Raw genomic sequence first — 455 nt, 5'->3', positions numbered from 1 at the left:
TATTTATCCCCATTAGAATCTAACTTAAATGAATTAAAAACACAAAAGAATGAAACTGAAAAGGAGCAAATTAGACTTAATATTCCCGATAGTACAAAAGTAGCACTTACCGCTAGCTTGAATCAATTAATCTTACAAATTACGTCAATAGAAAAGAATATACTTGATTACAACACAAACGTTAAAAGCAAGATTACATCCTTAGAAAATGAAAGTAAAAAGTTGAAGGATGAAGTATTTCAATTAAGCATTAATTTATCTAAACAACAAGCGACAGAAATTGCAAAGATTAAACCAATTTATGACCAAAAGAAGTTAGATGCCAATCAGTCAGTAACTAAATCCATAGCCGAACTTGCAAATTCAAGAAAGTTGTATTCAGAAAAGGCTGAGTTTTACAAAAAGCAAAACCAAGTTTATGTAGACCAAGTAGTTTCAGAAAGTAACAGAATGGT

Annotated in this window: 1 protein-coding gene; it reads left to right on the top strand. The window is 29.9% G+C overall.

The annotated features are described in order from the left end of the window. Positions 1–455: hypothetical protein (locus IU405_RS00075; protein ID WP_197436641.1), on the top strand; the 455-nt coding region annotated here is incomplete at both ends.

The organism is Polaribacter sp. BAL334 (assembly GCF_015767435.1).
Lineage (GTDB): Bacteria > Bacteroidota > Bacteroidia > Flavobacteriales > Flavobacteriaceae > Polaribacter.
The sequence above is the reverse complement of the archived record's forward strand: the minus strand, read 5'-3'. Positions and strand labels throughout refer to the sequence as shown.